13 protein-coding genes and 3 pseudogenes are annotated in these 18,593 nt (G+C 55.4%); 3 read left to right on the top strand and 13 right to left on the bottom strand.

Features of this window, described 5'->3' with window-relative positions:
* Window positions 1–236: 236 nt before the first annotated feature.
* From A4E19_07550 to A4E19_07530, 5 genes are all read right to left on the bottom strand, one after another.
* The gene (locus tag A4E19_07550) at window positions 237–2,162 is read right to left on the bottom strand and encodes a copper resistance protein CopA (GenBank protein ID OQW31836.1); all 1,926 of its coding nucleotides are present in this window, start codon (window positions 2,160–2,162) and stop codon (window positions 237–239) included.
* Window positions 2,163–2,248: 86 nt separating this feature from the next.
* Window positions 2,249–2,779, bottom strand: a complete 531-nt coding sequence (locus tag A4E19_07545) for a hypothetical protein (protein ID OQW31835.1) — start codon at window positions 2,777–2,779, stop codon at window positions 2,249–2,251.
* Between the two features lie 105 nt (window positions 2,780–2,884).
* Window positions 2,885–3,301 carry a hypothetical protein gene (locus tag A4E19_07540; protein ID OQW31834.1) on the bottom strand — a complete coding sequence of 139 codons (417 nt, stop codon included), beginning with the start codon at window positions 3,299–3,301 and terminating at the stop codon, window positions 2,885–2,887.
* A gap of 108 nt (window positions 3,302–3,409) precedes the next feature.
* Complete coding sequence (locus A4E19_07535) at window positions 3,410–3,700, bottom strand: hypothetical protein (protein OQW31833.1); 291 nt, start codon at window positions 3,698–3,700, stop codon at window positions 3,410–3,412.
* A 24-nt stretch (window positions 3,701–3,724) separates the two neighbouring features.
* Complete coding sequence (locus tag A4E19_07530) at window positions 3,725–4,759, bottom strand: hypothetical protein (GenBank protein ID OQW31832.1); 1,035 nt, start codon at window positions 4,757–4,759, stop codon at window positions 3,725–3,727.
* 588 nt (window positions 4,760–5,347) lie between these two features.
* Here A4E19_07530 and A4E19_07525 point away from each other — a divergent pair.
* Together A4E19_07525 and A4E19_07520 are read left to right on the top strand one after the other, a co-directional pair.
* Entirely contained in the window at window positions 5,348–6,220 is an 873-nt protein-coding gene (locus tag A4E19_07525; protein ID OQW31831.1) for a hypothetical protein, read from the top strand.
* A 61-nt stretch (window positions 6,221–6,281) separates the two neighbouring features.
* Window positions 6,282–7,360: pseudogene (locus A4E19_07520) on the top strand (DDE endonuclease).
* On the opposite strand, the pseudogene A4E19_07515 reads toward A4E19_07520, so the two are convergent.
* Together A4E19_07515 and A4E19_07510 are read right to left on the bottom strand one after the other, a co-directional pair.
* Window positions 7,361–8,110 (bottom strand): annotated as a pseudogene (locus A4E19_07515) (integrase).
* Window positions 8,111–8,171: 61 nt separating this feature from the next.
* Window positions 8,172–8,396, bottom strand: a complete 225-nt coding sequence (locus A4E19_07510; protein OQW31830.1) for a hypothetical protein — start codon at window positions 8,394–8,396, stop codon at window positions 8,172–8,174.
* 538 nt (window positions 8,397–8,934) lie between these two features.
* Here A4E19_07510 and A4E19_07505 point away from each other — a divergent pair.
* Complete coding sequence (locus A4E19_07505) at window positions 8,935–9,747, top strand: hypothetical protein (protein ID OQW31829.1); 813 nt, start codon at window positions 8,935–8,937, stop codon at window positions 9,745–9,747.
* Between the two features lie 671 nt (window positions 9,748–10,418).
* On the opposite strand, the pseudogene A4E19_07500 reads toward A4E19_07505, so the two are convergent.
* The 6 genes and pseudogenes from A4E19_07500 to A4E19_07475 form a co-directional block, all read right to left on the bottom strand.
* Window positions 10,419–10,904: pseudogene (locus A4E19_07500) on the bottom strand (integrase).
* A gap of 889 nt (window positions 10,905–11,793) precedes the next feature.
* Window positions 11,794–13,875: a hypothetical protein gene (locus A4E19_07495; GenBank protein ID OQW31828.1), complete on the bottom strand. Its 2,082-nt coding sequence runs from the start codon at window positions 13,873–13,875 to the stop codon at window positions 11,794–11,796.
* Window positions 13,876–14,005: 130 nt separating this feature from the next.
* Entirely contained in the window at window positions 14,006–14,425 is a 420-nt protein-coding gene (locus A4E19_07490; protein OQW31827.1) for a hypothetical protein, read from the bottom strand.
* A 1-nt stretch (window position 14,426) separates the two neighbouring features.
* Window positions 14,427–14,843, bottom strand: coding sequence for a nickel-responsive regulator (locus A4E19_07485; protein ID OQW31826.1), 417 nt, complete (start codon window positions 14,841–14,843; stop codon window positions 14,427–14,429).
* A gap of 312 nt (window positions 14,844–15,155) precedes the next feature.
* Complete coding sequence (locus tag A4E19_07480; protein ID OQW31825.1) at window positions 15,156–15,629, bottom strand: hypothetical protein; 474 nt, start codon at window positions 15,627–15,629, stop codon at window positions 15,156–15,158.
* Window positions 15,630–15,738: 109 nt separating this feature from the next.
* Window positions 15,739–18,593: cation transporter (locus A4E19_07475; GenBank protein ID OQW31824.1), on the bottom strand; the 2,855-nt coding region annotated here is incomplete at its 5' end.

Genomic DNA, 18,593 nt, shown 5'->3' with positions numbered 1-18,593 from the left:
GGATAGATTCGGCAAGGTACGGACAGGTCCGCTGGGAATGTCCGATGCGTTTCCCAACGGCGCTTGAGCTGTTTTCACCGAGGGACTGAGCGAGCCGGCGGAGTTGGACGGACTAACCACAGTGCTTTTACTCAATGTGTTGATCAGCGTCTGGGCAGGGGCGACTGAAGCGCAGACGACGCTCAGAACGCCTGCTAGAGCAATAGGATGAAGAGCGTGAAGAGGCATGATCGCTCCTACAGTGGTTTATCAGACACCTCGATGACCCGGAACATGCCCGCCTCCATGTGGAGGAGCAAATGACAGTGAAACGCCCAGGGTCCGGGAGCGTCCGCGGTGACCGCGACGGATACCCGCTCCGCGGGCTTGACGATGACGGTGTGCTTGCGTGGCAGGTACTTGCCCGCGCCGTTTTCCAGATGCATCCACATGCCGTGCAAATGAAGCGGATGCTCCATCATCGTGTCGTTGACGAACGTGAGACGCAGCCGTTCTCCATAGCGAAAACGAATCGGTTCCGGTGCGTCAGAGTATTTCTTCCCATTGAACGACCACATATAGCGGTCGCCCATATTGCCCGTGACATGGAGTTCAATCTCTCGCGCCGGCTCCCGTTGGTCAGGGTAGGGCGTCAGACTTTTTAAATCGGTGTAACGCAAGACTCGCCAAGGGCTGTTTTCCAGCCCTCTGCCTGGTTCCCCAAACCGGTTCTGCGAATACTCGGCCACCGTTTGGTTGCCGGTGCCATGATCGTCGGGACCATGTTTGACGGGCTCGGCGCCGGGAATCATCGACGCAGTTTGTTCAGCAGGAGCTTGACTGGACATATCGTGCATACCCGCATCGTGTTGCCTGTGATCCATGCTCGGAGTGTTAGCTGAAGGCTTGCTGCTCGGCTTCTCGTCGGATGAACCCATACCGGGCATCGTCATCCCGCCGCCGTTCGCGTGCTGCATGCCCGACATGTCCGTGCCCATATCCATGTGGGTCATGCTCATCCCCATGTCTTCCATCGTCCGAAGCGGACGAGGCCGACGTTCTGGAATCTCTCCTTCCATCCCAGGCCGAGGAGCCAGCGTGCCGCGTGCGTATCCGCTACGGTCCATGGTCTCGGCAAAGATGGTATAGGCGCGGTCGCCGGGCGGTTCGACAATCACGTCGTAGGTCTCCGCTACTCCCATACGCAGTTCCTCCACCGCGACGGGCTGGATATTCTGCCCATCGGCTTGCACGACCGTCATCGTGAGGCCAGGAATACGCACGTCATAAAAGGTCATGGAGGCCGCGTTGATGAAACGCAGGCGGACTTTCTCTCCGGGGCGAAACAGTCCGGTCCAGTTGGCGCCAGGAGCCATGCCGTTCATGAGGTAGGTAAAGGTGTAGCCGGTCACATCCGCGAAGTCCGTCGGATCCATCCGCATCTGGTCCCACATGAGGTAGTTCTTCAGCGTCGTCCACAAGCCCCAGTCGGCGATATTGGCGAAAAACTCGGCCGCTGTCCGTTGCTGGAAGTTATAGTAGCCCGGCAGTTTTTTGAGATGGGCAAACACGGACTCCGGCGACTCGAAGGTCCAATCTGAGAGCATCACGACATAGTCTCGGTCATAGTGAAACGGCTCGGGTTGGAGGGGATCAAGAATCATGGGCGCATACATTCCCCGCATCTCTTGGCCTCCCGAATGACTGTGATACCAGTAGGTGCCGCTCTGCTTGACGGGAAACCGATAGGTGAAGGTCGTGCCGGGTTTGATGCCGGCGAAACTCACCCCCGGCACGCCGTCCACCTCTGGCGGGAGGAGAATGCCATGCCAGTGAATCGACGTGATTTCCGTCAACCGGTTCGTGACCCGCAGTGTCACGTCTTGACCTTCTCGCAGGCGAACCACCGGGCCCGGGATCGTTCCGTTGACGGTCATCGCGGTCGCGGTTCGTCCGTTCACTGTAAACGGTGTCTCCTCGATGGTCAGGTCGATGACCTCTCCGCTCAGCGTCGGGGGTGACCCCACACCTGCACGGCCGTTGGTCATGGCCGGCGTCCAGGCGCAAGCGGGAATGAGCTGTTGTGCCGCGCCTAACAGCCCAAAAATTCCGGCTCGCTGTAGGAACAGACGCCTGGAAACGAGAGTGGCTTGATTGTTTGGTGCGTGTCTTTTCTGCTGCATGATGATTTGTTCTTTCTTCTCACAAAGCCTAGTCGAGGACGAATGAGCCCGGAATCTCCGCCGTAGCTAGTCTTAGATCTGTCTCATCACGGAGCAGGTGAGGAAGAATTGACGCGTCTCCACACATAGCTCCCCCCGTGTTCACGCGGTGGGATATTGTTCCTTGTCCCGACCCGCACGTACCACCAGATGCCGTTGGCCAGCGTCCCGTCCTCGGACATGACCAATTCAAATTCTCCTTCGCGATCATTCCCGGTTTGTTTCCAAGTGCCTCGCCACCGACGATCTACAAAGCTCGTTGTCTTGAATAGTCCGTCTTGCCACGTATAGGGGCCATTGCCCTGTCGATCGAGCGTGGCACGATACGTTCGACTTTCTTCGACCTCGAGGATGTCCCACTCACCGCTGAGATCGTACGTCTCCTGCGACTTCCTGTTCATTTCATGAGACCCTGGCTCCAGCGTCCCAGCCATGTCTGCCGAAATGCGGAAGGCCAATTCCGCCTCCGATGCGCTGGACACGGACAATGGAATCAGCAACCAGATGACCAACCCTGTGAAGAAGACAAAGTGACATTCCCCTCGCTGATGGGAACATTCGAGTGTACAACGGCTCATAATGAACCCTCCTTTTCAGGCAGGCCTTTGATCGAATATCCACCCCCCTCAAAGCAGGCTGACTCCTCGAACCGACTACGTCCACAGACCGGTGCATTCCACTCATTAATGACTATGGCCCTGTCCGCCCGACATACCCTGATAGCCGCTTGACCTGGATGGCGCCTCTACTCTGGTGAACGGCGGGGCGTTCTCGATGACGTCGTTCTCAGGTGCCAAATCCCTCGCTTTGATGAAGTGCAGCTTGGCGTCCGCATCTTTCCCTTGTCTGTAGAGCACCATGCCCAGGTTGTAATGCGCTTCCGCGAGCGACGGCGCAATCTTGACTGCTGCCTCGAATTGTTCCGTCGCCCGGTTCCACTGCTCTTGCTTGTACGCTTGAATTCCGGCTTTGTTGTGGCGAGCTGCGAGGTCATCGGTTCCGGACGGAGCAGATAACAGCGGGCCTTGCCATAACTGACACGCACTGACTGCTGTGGCGACTATACACAGGACAATGATGCTTCCAGCTCCAATTCTCATTGAGGCACTCCTTCCTGGGTAAATTGTTATCATCGTGATATGGGAATGCGGACTTCCAAGCATTCGCCCACAGACAATCCTGTCCATGATGGGAGAGTATTTCTCTCCTTAGACGTGACGCTTATGTGTGTCCGGCTGTTTCAGATACTGAAGAGCTTTCTCCCTCCACTCATCGGGTCGCTCGCACGGCGATAAATAACCAAGGAAGTTGTCGCCCTGGTCGCAAAACGAGAGGGTCGAATCCAGACCCACCACCAATCGCCCCTTTTCCTGCTGTACCAGCGCCCAACAGGCCAATGGAGCAATCCAGACCGGATTATTCTTGTTGCGGTGAGGCTGAATCGCATAGACGGCCTGCCAACCGTCTGCAGGTGTGATTTGAATGATCTGTCTTGCCATAAAATCCCCTCTCTTGTTGCCTGGTTAAGAACGATCGGTTTGTTCGGTCAGCCGCTCCACCTTCATGATGAACACTAAGCACAACGCGCCAATGCCGATCCATACCAGTTCTCTCACCCGGCGCAGGATGGCAAAGGTCATCCCCGTCACGTCGCTATAGCCATAGGCCCTCAGCAGTATCAGCGTCCCCGCCTCTTGCGCGCCGATACTGCCAGGAACGAAAAACGTCCCTCCCTTTATGAGGGTGGTCAAGGCATCGATGGACAGCGCCGTCACGATATCGATCGGTTCTCCGAGGTACCGCACAATCACATAAGCTTCGAGGGCACCGACCAACCAACCGCCGAAAAACGCGCCGGCAGAGAGAAAAAAAGACGCTCGATTACGGGTATAAAATTCCACGATCGCCTCATCGAGCGCGAGTAACTTCTCGCGTTTGGCTTCAAGAGCCGTGATCCGAATCCCGCATTGCGCCATGGCATAAAACATGACGGCGAAGAGTCCTTGGCGTTGAATGACAATAAACAGAGCAGTGGCGAACAGAAGGAGCCCCAAACTGACGATGACGGTAAGGCCGGAAAGGTACTCAGTCGATGCCGATGCGGAGGGAACCAAAACGCCGATGCTTAAGCCGATGCCAATAAAAATATAGATGATTTGGGCGATCGTCATAGTCGTCTTGGCAACGATGACTGACGCCAATCCATCGACCATCGGGACGGAGAATGTCTTGAGTAAACTCGCTTTGAGAGGTTCTCCGCCGACATAGGCGGCCGGGGTCGTCGCGTTGACCAGTTCACCGGCCGTTCGGATCATAAATAGCCGAGCAAATGGCACAACGGCTTTGTGGCGTCCTAAGGTGAGTTGCCAGCCGACGCAATCAAGGAGATACATCGCAGTCGACGGTACAAGCATAACAACCAACCCCACTGCCCCGAGACTCACGCATGTTCTATAAATCCTTTCCGGTCCGATATGGACCACGAGACCACTCACGGTGACCACACCCAACAGCAGGAGGATCACCTTAATGCCACGCGCTGAAAAAATAGATGACATGAGCCGCTATCCCGCAGCAGAGACTCCACCGTGTAGCGATGTCGCGACGCATTCCCTCATGGTGAACGCGCGCAAATAACGACGGCCTACGTTTTCGTCAAGGCGGCCGTCGATACCAGATTTAGGGAATCAGTAAAACCGGAAGCGTGGAGGGTGAAACGGCGAGCGCGGGGCTAATAGTTTTGGAAGCACAGGGGCCAATGAAGTCGCAAGACCCAAAAGGGTTAGGAGGAAGAATAACGCTGACAAGTCGACTGATGCCATACACGTCACGCAAGAGGCAGTGTCGTCATGGTGATGAAGGTGACCCGACTGGTGCGACATACTTCCCATCAGTGGGACTATACACAACAAGAGAAGACTCAGAACTATTATGACTACTATGTATGATTGGAGACCCATTTGATACTCTTATGACAAATCCGGCAATTCGAGTCAAGTCAGTTCTCGCTCAACAATTAGCGTTACCTTCAGCGAAGGGGTCGTGGCTCGTCGGTCGTTCAGGTGGTACTTCGCTGTTGACATGGCTCACCAGGCCGTATACTTTTCCTGCATCATTTGATGCGTATCAAGCACATGGAGTCTTCTATGCGCCATGCGGGATCGCTTATTTGTAGAAGCCTGCTCTTTCTCATCTGTCTCGCTCCAACTGTGATGGCGTCAGAACCTCCCGATCCAGAAACCGCCATTCGCAGGATGGTGCGCGCCAATGCCGAAAAAGATCTCCCGACGCTTTCTCGCCTGATGGCGCATGATGCCGATATCGTCAGTTACTCCGTCGGTGGGAGAAAATACGTCGGCTGGCCCGAGTTCGAACGAGAAATGCGGGAGGAATTCGTCAATGCCCAGAGGATCGAGATTCCGATCAATGAACTCAAAGTCTGGACAAAAGGAGACTTGGCCTGGTTTACGATGGAGCTCGATTACATCCGCTACGTCGGTGAAGGGTCCGCGGTCAAGCGAACCGTGCTCCCGCTGAGGGAAACCGGTGTGCTCGAACGTCGCGCCGGCCGATGGCAGTTGTTGTCGTGGCATGAATCGTTTCGATCCGCTCAACTTGGAGGCCCTCTGGCTTTGCCGACGGCCACAGAATCGCAAAAGCTGGTGAATGGTGCTGCTGCCGCGACGCAAAATGTGAGCGGGGACTGGGATATTCTCGAAGTCGAGGACGAAAGACGCTACAAGGCGACGTTGGACAAGAACGGAAACGGCCCCTATACCTGGCAGGGCGGACGGTTTACCACAACAAAAATCGAGAACCGACTGTGGCAAGGTACCTGGCATCAGCCCGGCAACGATCGCGAAGGCGGGTTCGAGGTTGTCCTCTCGGAAGACGGCACGCAAGCCAAGGGGATCTGGTGGTACACCCGAGTCGATACGAGAAACAATATTCCGCCGAAGGAACACGGCGGCACGTATCACTGGAAGAAAGTGACACCATCACCGGCCAGCGCCCAATGAGCTAGTATAATGCGTCATAAATAACTTGACAATAGGAGTCATGGCCGATAGGTATTGCGGCATGCATCTGGCCCCGCCTATCGTGTTGTCGCCTGAGGAGCGTTCGACGCTGACCGCGTGGGCTCATGCGAAGAGCCTGCCCCTGCGTGTCGTGCAACGAGCCCAGATCATCACGCTGGCTGCTGACGGGATGCTGAGTCAGGACATTGCGCGGCAGTTGGGAATCTCGCGGCCCACGGTGCAACTGTGGCGTGAACGGTTCTTGGGGCTGCGTGTGGCTGGACTCGAGCACGATGCGCCCCGTCCCGGTCGTCTTCCCCGCATTCCGGCTCGGACGGTCCGCAGGATCGTTGAGGCGACCCTGCACACCACCCCGCCCGCTGCGACACGCTGGAGTACCCGGACCATGGCGGATGCGCACGGGGTCAGCGAAGCCACGGTGCGCCGCATCTGGAAGCAGCATGGACTCAAGCCTCATCTGAGCAAGATGTTCAAGCTCAGCCGTGACACCCAGTTTGTCGAAAAGCTCTATGACGTGGTGGGGCTGTATCTCAATCCTCCGGACAAGTCCGTGGTGCTCTCCGTGGATGAGAAAAGCCAGATCCAAGCCCTCGACCGCACCCAGCCTGGCCTTCCGAGGAAGAAGGGCCGCTGTGGGACCCGAACGCACGCCTATACACGCCATGGCACAACGACCTTGTTTGCGGCGCTGAACCTGCTCGATGGGAACGTGATCGGCGATTGCCTGCCGCGGCATCGGCATCAGGAGTTCATCCGGTTCCTCAAGAAGATTGACGCCGAGACCCCGTCCCATCTCGATCTGCATCTCATCGTGGACAACTATGGGACGCACAAACATCCTCGTGTGAAGAGCTGGGTGCGCCGGCATCCGCGCTTCCATCTGCATTTTATCCCCACATCCAGTTCGTGGCTGAACATCGTGGAACGGTGGTTCCGAGACCCACGGACAAGCGCATTCGCCGGGGCAGCTTTCGCAACGTCCGTGAACTCATTGCCACCATCCACGAGTACCTGAACCTTCACAACCAGAATCCCCGTGTCTTTACATGGACTGCGTCGGCGGAACGCATTTGGGCCAAAGTCGTTAAATGTCAAGAAGCGTTAGATGCACTACACTAGGTAGAGTTCGTATTCGTGGCGCTCAGGGGCGCCGCAGTACTCGGTGCCTCGATCGGTGAGCACGCGATTCAGGGCAATTTCATGCTGGTCGAAGAGCGGCAGGACTCGGTCATTGAGTAAGTCGGCTGCCGTCACTGGCGTCTTCCGATCGTACAGCTTTGCAAAGCCCACCTTGCTGTAGGTGTCGATGAAGGTCTGCTGATAGATCCGGCCGACCCCCTTCAAGGTGCCCACATAGCAGGTATCTTGAGCGCCACAGTAGCCCGGACATTCGCTCTCAAATTCGCCGTGGGCTTCTTTATCCGCCGTCCCCTTCTCCAGGGCGACGACCTGGGCTTCCGTCAAGACCAGCCCTTCTTGAGCCACCTTGGCCTCTAACGCCTTGAGCCGTTTCCGCATGGTTTCCAAATCATGCCGGAGCCAGATGCACCGGACACCCGCGGGGGAGATCGTCAGCGCCTGCTTGCGCAGTTCATTGGCCACCCGCACTTGGCCCCACGCCGGTTGGGCCACCGCTATGGCCATAATGGCCTGTTCCACCTCCGCTGGCACTCGGTTCTTGAGCAGCGGTTTCTGACGGGAAATCTCTTGCAACGCGGCCTCCCCGCCCGGCTCATAGAGTGCTTTGAAGCGATAGAAGCTGTCTCGGCTATGCCCCATCAAACGACAGGCCTTCGAGACATTGTCGAGTTGCTTCGCCAATTCCAACACACCCACCTTCATCTTGATGATCTTCTGTTCCGTCTTCATCACCCTCACTCCTTTCGTGAAGGGGAGGACTCTACCGGACTGTCAGATCAAGTTCTAACTTCTACACCCTAACATTTCTTTCATTCCACCGGACACCTTCAGGAAAAATGAAGACCGACGGCGCCAAGTCTTGACCGCAACAGAAAGGAACGCTGCCCATTGTTCGACGGTGAGCGCTTTGATTTTGGCCGGTCATACTTTCCTTCTCAAACGGGCCGAAGTCTTTGCCGAGCTCACTCGCAGGATTCGTTGGATCGGCGTTGTCTGCCACAACCACTTGCACCATGGCCCGAGTATCGAGAACAAATAACTCACGGTCCGCCGTTTGTATTTGGCCTCGGATCGTGCAAGAGTGGGTTGTAGTCTCGTTGATCGCCGTTCTACAATGCACCCTAGCCATGACCTTGGCATTACGCCGGTTCCCTGTCTTCGGGCCTATGAACGATGAAGTCCTGCTTCGGAAAAGTTGCGCGGCAGCTCCCGCACCGGCTATGGAACGGCAACGAATCTCTATAATCGCAGCTGGAAAATCTATGGCAACGTTCCGGTCGCTGTTGGAGACGTATGCTCGTTAAAAGTCAGGCGAACGGTAAGAAAGTGGGGCTCGGTAACAGAGGGTATGGTGCGATGGTCCGGTGGGAAGAGTATGGGATTGAAACTGTAGTAATGAATGACGAGTCATAGGAAAGACTAAACGACTACGTCCAAGAGTTGTGTTATGGCTTTATGAGTGAGTTCAGAAGTCGAGACGAATGAGTTTGGCCGCGATGGTTCACCAGTGGCTATTTTACTACGCTATGTACTATTCAAATGGAGGTGCCCGCATGAAGCGAGAACGGTCGTCCATATATGGCACAGCGTTATTGACTTGGGGGGCCTTCACGGTCCTGCTGGTTCCGATCACCCATTCGCAGCCAGTGGCGACATCCGGGATTGCGGAGCCTGCACCGATAATCGAATACAAACGAATAAGCCCGAGCGAAACCTACGTCGCAGGGTTCGGTGGATATACGTTCGAAGGGGCGCTCTCTAATGTAGACGTGGGCGGCGTTAGTAGACCTGATCGTAACCTTGCGGATTCGGTCGTATACGGCGGGAAACTAGGCCATTTCTTCGGTGATCGATTGGATTGGCTAGGCGTGGAGATGGAAGCGTATAACACAACTCCTCATGTGGAGCAGAGAGATCAAACCCCTGGAAGTCATCTTCGGGTCACAACTTTGGCGTTCAATCTTATCGGGCGACTGAACTTCGCCTGTGAATTAAAAACCGAGCGAACGGAGACGCGAGCGGAGAAGCAACCCGGGCCGGGAGCCACGGAACGAAAAGTAAGCTACGAAACTCGATATGAGCGGGAGTTTTGCCGGCTGCAGCCGTATGGCGGCGTAGGACTCGGGGTTTTCTTTGCAAATCTGTCAAATATTGACGGAGGGAATATCAGCTCGTCCGACAACGCCGTGCCGGGCCTTAACCTTTTGGGCGGTGTGCGCTATTTCTTCACCGAACGTGTTGGACTGTTCGGGGAATACAAATACAATCAAGCGACGTTCGACTTCGGAAATGGCGCTGGGTTCGCATCGATCAAAGCTGATTATCACAATAGTCATTTTGTCGGAGGACTATCCTACCACTTCTAATTCAGTGGAAAGTTTCGGTTCATGAATGATGGGCACGAGATTCGAGATCCCCGAAGCGATTCATGTAATAAAGGAGACCCTTCCCGCGACTGTCGGTGCTTCATCTCACTTCCAATAGTGCCAATCTTAGCAGGAGGACATGATTCTGGGGGACTGCTACCCGAGGTAAGAATAACTATGTTTCGCCAGTATAGAGTTTCGCGAGTCAGACAGAGGCATAAGCAGTAGGTGTGTAAATGAGATGAAGGCGGTGTATCCTCGCGGGTGACCAAACCCAACCGGCTGAGATGCTCAGCCAGAGAGGAGGACGACACAGCCATGGAGCAGCAAAGCACAACGGCTCGTGAGGTCAAGTGTGAGGTGGGAGAACTTGGAAACCTGGGTCCGTGGCCACGTGCAAGGCTTTATCCAGCAGGTGCTGGAGCAGGAAGTCAGTGGGTTCTTGGGGCGTCAGAAATCGCAGCGTCGGTCTCCGCTCGATGCGCGCGGCTATCGGAATGGCTATGGGAAGCCTCGTCGCTTGACCCGGAGGCGTTTTATCCCAGCGCCTAGATCGTTAGGGTCGTTCACGAACACATAAGCCGGTTTCACCAGCCTGTAGCCTACTGAATCAGATCAATTTTATTGTATAACTCAAGACTTCATCTGACAGACAGCGAGTCCGTCCCGGGTTAGGCTGCCAATATTTTCTCCTTCGCGAGCGGCACACTGTCGATGAATGTGTGCATGGGCGTCTTCCCATAGCACCAACGGCCCTGATGAGGCCGCCGTTCGTTATACTCCTGCATCCACGCATCCAAGTCCGCCTGGAGCTCTTCCAATGTGGAATAGATCTTCTTGCAGAATGCCACCCGGTAAAATTCGTTCAACATCGTCTTGTGGAATCGTTCACAGATTCCGTTGGTCTGCGGACGGCGCGTCTTGGTGCGCGTGTGATCGATGTTCTCCACGGCGAGGTACAGTTCGTATTCATGGCGCTCTGGGGCCCCACAGTATTCCGTGCCGCGGTCGGTGAGGATGCGGTTCAGCGGAATCTCGTACTGTTCGAAGAAGGGCAGAACGCGGTCATTGAGAAGCTCCGCAGCCGTCACCGGCGTCTTGCGATCGTACAGTTTCGCAAACCCGATCTTGCTGTAGGTATCAATGAAGGTCTGTTGGGACCGGTTGCTCGATGAGATGGATGCCAAACTGCGCATCCCGGGTTTCCCGAACATCTGGTGGATGCCGATCCAGACTCGCACGGAAATGATCACGACCGGGGTCCGGAGCCCGGTCGGGATCAAGGTGCTGGGGCCGGATTTGAAAACGATACGCGAAACAATATTCCGCCGAAAGAACACGGCGGCACATACCACTGGAAGAAAGTGACACCATCACCGGCCAGCGCCCAATGAGCTAGTGTGTTCCTTCTCAGCCATTACCAACACATCGGAGTCCGGTCCATAAGGGTGGGGGTACCTAAATCAACCTTACCGCACCAGACGCCTGCACGTGCTATAAATCCTTTCAAGTCCGATATTGACAACAACAGCACCCCAGGTGACCACACCCAATATGCAGGATCACCTTAATGCCGCGCGCTGAAAGAATAAATGACGTGAGCCGCGCTCTCGCACAACGGACACTTAACCGTGTGATGACGTCCAGACGTGTCAAGCTTGAAAGACGGCTACTCTTTAGTCGAGGCACTACCGCTTCAGCTGTTCTGAATCGTTAAGATTGAATGTGCGGAGGATGAAACAGCGAGTGTGGAAGCTGCCAGCTTTCGAAGCCCAGCGTCCCGAAGTGGCAAAACATAGAAAGGTTAGCAGCAAATCGCTGACAAGTTGACTGACGCCTTACACGTAGCACAAGAGGCAGCGTCGTCACGATGTGAGTGACCCGGTTGATGCGGGATGTTTCCCATAGTGGGATTACGCACAACAGCAGGCGACTGAGAGCTACTATGAGCAGGGCCTTGGTAATCTTCTATTATGATGATCCGATTACCTAAATCAAGTTGGTTCTGACTGGCTCAACACTTTTATGTCGGCTCCAGCTCATCGGTCAAAAATACCAGGCTACCCCACCCATTACCATGCGAGGCGTGCCGGGGGTGAAATGAATATCGCCAACGGGTGTGGATTCGGTTGCGAGACGGGATTCATAAAATAATTGAGTCTGCCGCCATTGACTGTTCAGCAGATTTTGGATGCTCAAGAATAATTCGAACTGCCGCCATCGCCCGGTGGGAGGACGATAGCGGCCAGCGAAGTTGAAAATTGTAAACGGCTGGGAACGCACGGATCGATCCTCGATCAATGGTCGCGGGCCGAGATGGATCATCCGAAGCGACGTCGAGAATCCATTGGGAAGCCTTGCGGTGATCTCGGCATTCCCGGTCATCAGCGGGGCCTGTGGAATGGCTTCCCCCGTATCCCTGAATTCAGCGTGTGCGAAGGTGAGGCTCCCGGCAAATGTGAGCCATTCCAAGGGACGCAGTCGAGCTCCGGCTTCAATTCCATATCGACGCGAGGCTCCCCGGATGTCGGTAGTCCCAGTATCGCCATTAAACACCAGTTCCGAAGACAGATCCATGGTCCAGAGCGAGGTGGTCAACTCAACTCGCTCGTTCCATTGCCGCGTCCGAACCCCAACTTCATAGCTGGTGGCGCGTGGCAATGTTGGAACAGCGACGTTGCTCACGACTGCTCTGGCATCATTACTGTGGAATCCCGTTCCTGCATTTATGAAGAGTTCGGTCCCGAACCAGGGCCCGAGAATAAAATTCCCTTTGGCACTGGGTATTACATCTGTGGTCGTGCCTTGGGGATGCAAGAGGCAACCAACAGGGCATCGATCCGTGACTTTGAACTGGAAGAAGTCGGCTCGCGCCCCTCCCACAAACCGAATCCACTCAATCGGCTGCAATTCCAGCTTCAGATAGGGTGAGTACGAGGCTTCATGGACTGCACTGTCAGAGGTGGTACTTAGCCTCATACCTTGTCGTTGTGTTCCAAGCCGAACATCGATGTCATCCACGCGGCTCTGGACTCCAAGCGTGGCAACACTCGCTACACCAAAAACATCACCGTTTTGACGATAGCCGACGTCCCCGCCGTATACATATCGCCGATCGTTTTGCTCGATACCGTCTCCATTAATCGGATCATCTAAGAAAAACGTAAAGTTCGTTAACAGGTCCGCTCGATAATACTGGAAATATACTTCCGCGAACGCCGTCCCCCCAAATACATTGTCGTGATGAAAGCGGAGGTTTCCGGTAGTCCGCTGCGTCCGCCCTCCTTCGGACGGATCAATGGCGCCGAACCGGTCTAAGCGGCCTGCTTGTACTTCGCGTAATGGGATCTGGCCCGAGGCGTTCCAGCGACTGACGTACTGAGTCCCGGTGAAGCTCAGCTCAGATCGCGACGTAGGATTCATGGTGAGTTTGAGCAAGCCATTGAATCGCGGTGCCTTGAGATCATTCAGAAAAGGCCCATCCGTGTAAAACCCTTCTGCGGCGACTAAAGACCGCACACGGTCGCGGGTTGGTGAAAACATGAGGAGGTGACGTTGTGTACCGAATTGTCCGCCTGTGGCCTGTACCACTCCTTCCTCCACCACGTCACGAGTGACGAAGTTGATCGCGCCAGCCGTTGCGAAGTCACCATACTGGACTTGGTATGGTCCCTTATGAACCTCGACAGCTTTCATCGTCTCAGGGATCAGAAAATTCAGATCCAGCCATCCTTGGCCATGCGCATGACTTCGAAGATTGATAGGCATGCCGTCCACAAAGGCGGCGACGTCCGTTCCATGGTCCGCGTCAAATCCGCGGAGCAAGAAATTGTCGGCCTTACCCGGCCCCCCAGAGGGATTCAGAGTAATGAGTCCAGGAACGAGGCGGAGGAGATTCCCAGGACGATCAATAGGAACAAGTTTAATATCTTGTTCAGTGATGATACGTTCAGAAGAAGCCGAAATAGGCCGCTCTCCATGGACTGCGACATCGGGTAGAGTGATGACCGTTTCTTCCTCGGGTGGTTCATGTGCAAAAGACAGGAGGGGAGCTAGTAACAACCCTAGCAGTGAGACGATAAGGCTGACATACTGCCAAGAGAGCGACGGAATTGGGAAGAGCCACACGTTCATTCTTAACAGGCAACGTGTGGGCGTTGGAACGCCCCACGAAGATCCTACGGCTGCTTGTACAACCAGCGCAGACCTTCGTGGCCCGGCTCGCACTAGACTTGTTCAGTACAAATTCTCTTGAGTCTCAAGACCCAGTTTTGAGAGTCGAACGAACTTGGTGAATCGCGGAATCGATTAAAATCCGCAGGGGCCTCGACTGGGCTCCAACGATTTCGATACCTCGGTGATTAACTGGCAACAGGAGTTTTCGCCCCGGCACCTGCAAGACTGCCTCTGCAATCTCAGTTGTGATCTCCCCCCTCAAGGAACCGGGCAAGATAATACCTAACGATCCAAGGATGAGGTCGGCCGTCTCAATCTCTTTCATGACAACACCCTGGCTGACGGCGACCTGCCCCGCGCCCGCCTGCGCCATCGTACGCCTTGCCACTTCGTTAGTTCCAATGCCAATGAGTTCATGGCCTTGTTCGGCAAGGGGCCGAAGTCCCAGAATCAGTGGAGTACCCAGCCCTCCCCCGCAACCATCGATGACGCAGACGCGCACTTCAGCTCAATCCTTTTCCGGTCGTGGTCATTGTCAGTTTGCCGTGCTTGACTCCTCTCATACTGATCAATGAGTCTGAAATCTTCTTGATTTCATACCCTTTCCCCCGCAAAACCAAAACTTCGAGACAATTATCGTGGTCAAGATGAACGTGCATACCGGAGAGAATCAGCTGATGGTAGTGATGCTGAAGATCAGTGAGTTTGTCACTGAGCGATCGAACATGGTGGTTGTACACGTAGGTGATCGTGCCAACCGTTTCCTTGTCGTTATCCCACTGCTGATCCACCAGGGTATTGCGGATTAAATCTCGCAAGGCTTCTGAACGGTTCGTGTAGCAACGGAGGGCGATCGCACGATCGAAGGTGTCCAGTAAATCGTTATCCAGAGAAACGCCGAAGCGTACTAGCTTCTTCATGTCATGCTACGATTACTAAGAAAGTAGCACGAATTTACATGACTTGCCCTCCTTGGTCAATAGCTGTTTATAACGAGAAAAGCCACCGATACACGACTTTCTTTTATGCACTTCAAGAACTCAAGGTAGCAGGATATCGGCGCATTCCTGATTGCAAAGTGACGAGGACGACTCCCACAGACATCCTGTTCGAAGTAAAGTCTCGCAAGATGCAGACCTGGGGAATGTCGGAGCCCAATGATGGAGAGATTCGCGGAATTACAGGATATAGGAAGGGCCTCTTTGGGAAATGCAGAATTCCTGGATCGAATTTTAGACAACTTGTCTATGATCGGGACAACTCTTCTTGCACAACATCGCGGCGACGCGGAAGATCAACGGTGGGAGCACTAGCATCTGCGCCACCGGGGTGACGCCCACTGCCATTCCCGGAATCAGCAGCATCTGTGCGGTATAGCTCCACCACTCCATCCTCGAAATCATGAGCCACTCCAGTGGAATGATCAGAACCAGTCCGGTAACAGCCATGAGCAGATAGCCTCGTAGGCCAGGACGGCCAAACCATGCCGGGTTACCAAAGACAACCTGGCCGGCCCAGAACATGAGCAGGACGAGGAGACCGTCACCGAAACTCGCGAGCATGCAGTGCCACCAAGGGATAGCAGTTCCATCTTTCGTAAGGTAGAGACTGGACTGAACCCGCTCCCAAGGGTAGTTGAGGATGACCGCTATGACAAAGATACGGCTAGAGTCACGGCTGATGAACTCCTTAATAGCGTATCTCACAATTCCATTATCCTCCGATGTCAATCACGATCCATCTTCGCATAACACGAGGCGCATTCAGCTGGAGATTCAGCAGGCATCACCAAAAACAATAACCTGCATATGAGTATCATGGCACTTGTCTGCTCTCATTGGCCGGCAAGGATCTGACCCGCCACAAGGCATACAGTACCGGAATCACCAGCAACGTCAACACCGTCGAACTCACCATCCCGCCGATCATCGGCGCGGCAATCCGTTTCATCACGTCTGCGCCTGTGCCGGTGGTCCACATGATAGGGAGCAACCCGCCCATGATCGCCGCCACCGTCATCATTTTGGGCCGCACTCGCTGAACGGCTCCCTCCATGATGGCGTCGCGGAGGTCTTGCGCCGTTATCATTCGACCTTCGCACACGCGCCGTTCATACGCTTCATCGAGATAGACGAGCATCACCACGCCCGTCTCCGCCGCCACGCCGGCCAGCGCGATGATGCCCACCCACACTGCCACGCTGAGGTTGTAGTCGAGGTAATAGAGGTACCAGATGGCTCCGATCACAGCGAAGGGGACGGACAAAAGCACGATCAGCGATTTCGCGAGCGATCGGAAATTGAGATACAGGAGCAACAGAATCACGGCGAGCGTCACAGGGACTACCAGCTTCAACCGCTCTTCTGCCCGCACCAGATGCTCGTATTGCCCAGTCCAGATCAGCCGGTAGCCGGATGGAAGCGTGACCAGCTCGCGGACTGCTCGTTGAGCGTCCTCCACGTAGCCGCGCAAGTCTCGTCCGCTGACCGACACCGAGACCAGACCCGCCAGCGATCCCGCCTCATCCGCGATCGACGGAGGCCCCTGCGTGATCACCATCTCCGCGATTTGGCCAAGCGGGATCTGCGCGCCGGTCGGCGTGGGAATCAGGACTCGTTTGAGCCGATCCGGATCGTCGCGCAACTCGCGCTTGTAGCGAACATTGACCGGATACCGTTCCCGTCCCTCCACTGTGGTGGTCACCGTTTCCCCTCCGATGGCCGAGGTGATCACCGTTTGCACATCGCCAACCGTCAGGCCATAGCGGGCTGCCTCACGTCGGTTCACGATTAAATCCAAGTAATAGCCCTCATTGAGCCGTTCGGCGAAGGCGCTCTTGGTGCCCGGCACGGTCGCCAAGGCCTGCTCGATTTCTAGGCCGATTCGCTCGATTGTCTTCAAATCCGGCCCCAGCACTTTGATGCCGACCGGACTTCGGACACCCGTCGTGATCATTTCCGTGCGAGTCTGGATCGGCATCCACCAGATGTTCGGAAATCCAGGGATGCGCAGCTTCGCATCCATCTCATCCAGCAACCGGTCCCAGGTCATGCCTGGCCGCCACTGCGCTTCCGGCTTGAGAGTGACCGTAATCTCGGCCATTCCCACAAAGGCTGGATCAGTGGCGGTCGGAGCCTTCCCCATTTTTCCGAATACCCGTTCCACTTCCGGAAAGGTCGTGAGCAACTGATCTTGAACCTGCAAGACCTTCGTCGCTTCGGGGATAGAAAGACCCGGGACGGTGGTCGGCATGTAAAGAATTGTCCCTTCATTCAGCGGCGGCATGAATTCCGCGCCGAGTCGAGAGAACACCGGCGCCGTAAGGGCCACTGCCGCGACTGCTACTCCCACGGTCAGCCACCGAACTCGCAGGGCGCCTGAGAGGATGGGCCGATACAGGGCAATGAGCCACCGGTTCAGCGGATTCTTGGCTTCCGCTCGAATATGGCCACGAATCAACAACACCATCAACACCGGCGCCAATGTCACCGAAAGCGCGGTGGCAAAGAGCATCGAAAAGGTCTTGGTGTAGGCCAGCGGCGTGAAGAGCCGTCCTTCCTGCGCTTCCAATGCGAAGATCGGCAGGAACGACACAGCGATCACCAGCAGTGAAAAGAATAGGGGCCGCCCGACCTCTTTCGCGGCAGCAATGATGATCTCAGCTCGGTTGCCCGAGGGGGATTGCTCCAGCCGTTTATGGGCATTCTCGACCATCACAATCGCGGCATCGACCATGGCTCCGATGGCGATGGCGATCCCGCCCAGTGACATGATGTTGGACGTAATGTTCAAGTAGGCCATCGGAATAAAGGCCAGCAATACCGCAACCGGTAAGATGAGGATGGCGACCAGAGCGCTTCGAACATGAAACAGAAAGACCAATGCGATCAGGCTCACGATCACACTTTCTTCAACCAGTTTCTCGCGGAGGACGGCGATCGCGCGATGAATGAGGTCGGATCGATCGTAGGTAGGGACAATGTGTACGCCTTCGGGCAAAGCGGGGGTAATTTCTTTCAGCCTGGATTTGATCCGCTCGATCACGGTGAGCGCGTTCTCTCCGGCCCGCATGATCACGATCCCGCCGACGGTCTGGCCCTTGCCGTCCAATTCGGCAATGCCTCGCCGCTGATCCGGCCCGAGTTGGACATGCCCGATGTCTCGCACCAGGATCGGCGTGCCTCGTCCATCTGTGCCGACGGGAATCAGTTCAATCTCGTCAACCGATCGCAGATAGCCTCGCCCTCGAATCACGTATTCAGTGCCGGCCATCTCCAAAACCCGGCCACTCACCTCCGCATTGCTGTTGCGAACCGCTTCGATCACGGTTGTGATGGGCAGCCGATAAGCCGCTAATACGTTGGGGTCCACTTCGATTTGATACTGTTTGACGAATCCACCGATCGATGAGACTTCCGCTACACCAGGTACACTCGCCAGTTGATACCGTAGATACCAATCCTGAAGGCTCCTGAGCTGTGCGAGGTCGTGCGTCCCCGACTCGTCCACCAACGCGTACTGATAGACCCACCCGACACCGGTCGCATCCGGCCCCAGTGTCGGCGTGACACCGATCGGCAACTTGCCGGTGAGCTTCTGAAGATATTCCAGAACACGACTTCTGGCCCAGTAGAGATCGGTCCGGTCTTCAAAAATCACATAGACGTAGG

The organism is Nitrospira sp. SG-bin1 (genome assembly GCA_002083365.1).
Classification (GTDB): domain Bacteria; phylum Nitrospirota; class Nitrospiria; order Nitrospirales; family Nitrospiraceae; genus Nitrospira_D.
The sequence above is the reverse complement of the archived record's forward strand: the minus strand, read 5'-3'. Positions and strand labels throughout refer to the sequence as shown.

Coding starts and splice junctions, on each gene's coding strand:
- A4E19_07550 (OQW31836.1), bottom strand. CDS start 2,162: ATGCAGCAGAAAAGACACGCACCAAACAATCAAGCCACTCTCGTTTCC.
- A4E19_07545 (OQW31835.1), bottom strand. CDS start 2,779: ATGAGCCGTTGTACACTCGAATGTTCCCATCAGCGAGGGGAATGTCAC.
- A4E19_07540 (OQW31834.1), bottom strand. CDS start 3,301: ATGAGAATTGGAGCTGGAAGCATCATTGTCCTGTGTATAGTCGCCACA.
- A4E19_07535 (OQW31833.1), bottom strand. CDS start 3,700: ATGGCAAGACAGATCATTCAAATCACACCTGCAGACGGTTGGCAGGCC.
- A4E19_07530 (OQW31832.1), bottom strand. CDS start 4,759: ATGTCATCTATTTTTTCAGCGCGTGGCATTAAGGTGATCCTCCTGCTG.
- A4E19_07525 (OQW31831.1), top strand. CDS start 5,348: ATGCGCCATGCGGGATCGCTTATTTGTAGAAGCCTGCTCTTTCTCATC.
- A4E19_07510 (OQW31830.1), bottom strand. CDS start 8,396: ATGGTGCAAGTGGTTGTGGCAGACAACGCCGATCCAACGAATCCTGCG.
- A4E19_07505 (OQW31829.1), top strand. CDS start 8,935: ATGAAGCGAGAACGGTCGTCCATATATGGCACAGCGTTATTGACTTGG.
- A4E19_07485 (OQW31826.1), bottom strand. CDS start 14,843: ATGAAGAAGCTAGTACGCTTCGGCGTTTCTCTGGATAACGATTTACTG.